We start from the raw sequence: 595 nt of genomic DNA, 5'->3' as shown, positions 1-595 counted from the left end.
GGCATGGTCTGTGCCGGATTTCAGCACGCTGAGTCGTCGGCAGAAAGCCCTGACGGTCGATATCTCCTATCGCAGTTCAGACGGTCCGCTTCATCTTCTGATCGACAGCACCGGGATCAAGGTCGAGGGAGAAGGCGAATGGCACAGGCGTAAACATGGCGGTTCGAAACATCGTATATGGCACAAACTTCATATTGCTGTTGACGAAGGTTCTCTGGAAATCCGTGCCGTTGAAATGACGGGAAACGAGATCGGTGATGCCCCGGTTCTGCCAATGCTTCTGGAGCAGATCCCTCAAGATGAAGACATCGCCAGTGTCACGGCTGATGGCGCGTATGATACAAGGCGATCCCATGACACCATTGCCGAACGTGGCGCTCAGGCCATCATTCCCCCGCGAAAAAACGCAAAGACATGGTGCCCCACATCAGCAGGAGCCATCGCCCGAAATGAAACTCTACGGGCTTGCAGACATCTCGGGCGGGCTATCTGGAGACGATGGAGTGGTTATCATCGACGAAGCCGCGTTGAGACGAAAATGCACTGCATCAAGCTGCTGGGCCAGCGTCTGACAGCACGCGATTTCGACCGTCAG

At 55.3% G+C, this 595-nt stretch carries 1 protein-coding gene; it reads left to right on the top strand.

The window, feature by feature from the left end; translation table 11 throughout:
• Window positions 1-595, top strand: a 595-nt coding sequence (locus GOB83_RS14715) for an IS5 family transposase (protein WP_165926634.1), incomplete at both ends; no start/stop codon positions are given.

It is taken from the genome of Acetobacter fabarum (assembly GCF_011516925.1).
GTDB classification, from domain to species: domain Bacteria; phylum Pseudomonadota; class Alphaproteobacteria; order Acetobacterales; family Acetobacteraceae; genus Acetobacter; species Acetobacter fabarum.
The sequence above is the reverse complement of the archived record's forward strand: the minus strand, read 5'-3'. Positions and strand labels throughout refer to the sequence as shown.